General features: G+C 66.9%; 3 protein-coding genes. All 3 read right to left on the bottom strand.

Translation table 11 applies throughout. The features are described 5' to 3' along the window. Window positions 1-257, bottom strand: a 257-nt coding sequence (locus SFU54_RS07495) for a histidine kinase N-terminal domain-containing protein (protein ID WP_319015663.1), incomplete at its 3' end; no start/stop codon positions are given. A gap of 95 nt (window positions 258-352) precedes the next feature. Continuing rightward, window positions 353-1,735 (bottom strand): regulator, encoded by a 1,383-nt coding sequence (locus tag SFU54_RS07490; protein WP_319015662.1) that lies wholly within the window; start codon window positions 1,733-1,735, stop codon window positions 353-355. A 1-nt stretch (window position 1,736) separates the two neighbouring features. Beyond that, entirely contained in the window at window positions 1,737-2,378 is a 642-nt protein-coding gene (locus SFU54_RS07485; RefSeq protein WP_319015661.1) for a hypothetical protein, read from the bottom strand. Window positions 2,379-2,611: the final 233 nt, after the last annotated feature.

Below are 2,611 nucleotides of genomic sequence, written 5' to 3'. Positions count from 1 at the left end.
GCTTGCGTCACTTGCCGGCGCCACTCGGGCTTGATCTCTTGCCCGACGAAGTCGCGGTAGAACAGCGTGGCTGAACTCGAGGGCCGCGTGTGAGCAACGGCCACGAACGAGCCCGTGCGCGTGGGCACCCACAACACGATGTCGGCAAAGGCGAGGTCGGCGATCAACTGCCCGTCGGCGATGAGCAAGTGCAACCACTCAATGTCGACCTCGTCGGCATCGCTGTGCTCATGCACCAGATCAGAGAGCGTCGACACGCGTAAAGGCTAGTCGCTGTGCGACGCCCGGCTTGCGCGTCGAGAACTCAGAAAGAGTGGCGCGACGACCGATGGACCGGGCCGCCCGAGCGCCGCTAGCCCGCGACCAGAGCCTGACGGCGCCTGGCCCAGCGCGGGCGGGCACCCGGAGCGGGCTCGCGCGCGAACCCGAGCGCGTCGGCAAGCTCGGCGATGCCCCGACTCAACGACGAGCGCGGCGCTGCGAGCGGCACCGCCCGAGCGGTGAGCAGCGCAACGTCGGCGGCATCCCGATCGTCATCAATCAACACGGCATTGCGGATGCCCGCAAAGCGATCGAGCGTCTGCCGCACTTGCCCGTGCGGGTCAATGCCGAGCACGGATGCTCGCACGCGGTTCGCCACGATGCGCACCCGCGCGCCATCGAGCGTCTCAAGCAAGTCGGCGTGCGTGCGCAGCAGGCGAGCTAATCCCAGCGGATCGGCTGCGCCGACCGCCACGACATCGTCGGCCGCCCGCAAGGCGGCAATTGTCGCGGCGTTGCGGCGGGGCGCGAGCAGATCGCTGCTGATTTCTTCATCGGTCTCAAGGCTGAAGCCCGCGTCGACGACCACGACAGAGCACCACTGTCGGCACTGCTCCAGAACGGCCGTCACGCGCGATGCCGATAGTTCAGGCCAGCGATGTGGGCGACCTATGCCGGTGAGAATGGCAAACCTCGAGCCCGCGGCCCCCTCGGCATGCTGGGCCACACGCTCAAGCTCAGCGTGCGTCAACGTCTCTGCTCCCGCGAGTCGGCATGCCGCAGCGAAACCCGGCGACTCGTCGAGCAGACCGAGGGCGGGGGCTACCGTGCCGCCATAGGTGTCGGCGTCGACAAGGCACACCGATAGGCCCCTGGCGGCGAGTTCGGCCGCCAATCCGATCGACAGTGTCGTGCGACCGGGGGCACCCGCCGGGCCCCACACGGCAATGATGCGCGGGATGCGCGGGCTCACGTTCCCGGCCGTGCTCGGTGCCGAGACACGCGGTGAGTCCAACGAAACCGTCGGCGATGGGGGCGGCGGCAGTGCGGCTGTCGGCATCACCGGGGTCGGAGGAGTCGGAGGGGTCGGAGGAGTCGGATCGACGGCGTGATCGCTCGGTGCAGAAGTCGGCATGATCTGCGGCTCAGCCAACACGCGGAGATCGAGAGAACCGTCGTCGCTCATCCGCACGACATCCTGCAAGCCCAGACGGAGCGCCCCAGCAGAGAGCGGCGTGTCGGCCCGCACGATGAGACAACTTCGCACGCCGAGGAGGTCACACGATCCGACGACCGTCGATGTCGCAACCGCGGGGTGATCGGCGATCACGATCGCTTCCGGCGCCCGCTGCGCGAGTTGCGTGAGTACTTCGTCATGGTCGATCGCGCGCCAGGCGACTCGATGTCCGGCTCGCAGAACCGCCAGCTCAATGGCGTCGGCATCCAAACCAGGAACAGCAAGGGCCACGAGCATGTCAGCGGCCCATCGAGAGAGACACAGGAACGGCAGACAAGGCATCGCCATTCGCAAGAGCGTGCAGGATGCGCGCCACGTCACGCCGCGCCACAAGAAGTTCAACGCGGCCCGCTTCTGCCCCCGCGACAATGGCATCGTCAGCCACGACGCGAACGAGTTGAGTGTCTGAGGCGATGACGACGGGCGCTCCGAACTGCCCGGCATCGAGAGCCGGAGCTGACCACAGGTCGAGCGAGTCACCCGGGCGAACCGTCGCACCGATGGGCGTCGAGAGTGACACAACAATCGTGGTTGCGCTCGGCCCCCGCGAGTCACCGACCGCAGACAGTGGCACCAACTCACCACTGGCGACGGTACGCGTCACCACGACTCCTTCTGCGGGAATATCGGCGGGAGCGAGATAGCTATGCCCATCGATGCCCAGCGACACCCGACGGACCTCGAGGTCGTCAATCGTGACAAGGTCTCCCGGGGTGAGGAGCCGTGGTGCGACGAGCACATCGTCTCCGGAGTCCGTCGCCGTGACGATCCCCACGACCGCGGCGATTGATGCCGCAACCAACACGAGGCCGACGAACAGGCGGGCATCAACGGCGCGACGGGGTCGAGAGGGGGCTGGAGAGGGTAGGGCCGTGGTCATTCATCCTCCTGGACTCTGGGCACTCGAGCGCGTCCGATCTTGACGATTCATCGCTGAACGGCGAACCAGTTATCCACACGCGAGGTAGGAGGCGACATCGGGGCGGATAATCGAGCCATGACCGATTCGGCTGGACTTCCTCTCGGCAGGTTTCTCACCGTCGCCGACGTGGCCGACGTGCTCAACGTCACCGCGACGGAGGTCTTGTCTCTTGTTCGCGCGGGCGAGCTGCC

It is taken from the genome of Microcella sp. (assembly GCF_033763155.1).
Taxonomy (GTDB): domain Bacteria; phylum Actinomycetota; class Actinomycetes; order Actinomycetales; family Microbacteriaceae; genus Microcella.
The sequence above is the reverse complement of the archived record's forward strand: the minus strand, read 5'-3'. Positions and strand labels throughout refer to the sequence as shown.

Coding starts and splice junctions, on each gene's coding strand:
- SFU54_RS07490 (WP_319015662.1), bottom strand. CDS start 1,735: ATGCTCGTGGCCCTTGCTGTTCCTGGTTTGGATGCCGACGCCATTGAG.
- SFU54_RS07485 (WP_319015661.1), bottom strand. CDS start 2,378: ATGACCACGGCCCTACCCTCTCCAGCCCCCTCTCGACCCCGTCGCGCC.